Origin of the sequence: Commensalibacter papalotli (ex Botero et al. 2024), assembly GCF_947179115.1 — a bacterium.
Classification (GTDB): Bacteria; Pseudomonadota; Alphaproteobacteria; order Acetobacterales; family Acetobacteraceae; genus Commensalibacter; species Commensalibacter papalotli.
The window spans coordinates 1-223 of the sequence record NZ_CAMXCI010000031.1; the positions used below are offsets into that span (position 1 = coordinate 1).

The 223-nt window shown below is 47.5% G+C and carries 1 protein-coding gene; it reads right to left on the bottom strand.

Annotated elements, in window-relative coordinates:
• Positions 1–223, bottom strand: a 223-nt coding sequence (locus tag QMN76_RS10930; protein WP_282066058.1) for a phage terminase large subunit family protein, incomplete at both ends; no start/stop codon positions are given.

A 223-nucleotide genomic window follows, 5' to 3' on the forward strand; every position in this document is an offset into this window, starting at 1 on the left:
CGATACAATTTTACGGTTCCAAAAAGTCTCGGACCGTTTGGTGCCAAGAGCAATTTGATCCCCTTCGGAACCTGCACCACCAACTGGATATCCATCGACCTCGTCGAACAAAACAATGCGCACTGTAATACGACGAAACCCACCAGGCGAATTCGCCCCTACTAACGCAATAGATGCCCCATTCTTCATGGTCTTTTTAAGTAACGTGTTTTCACCTGTTCGG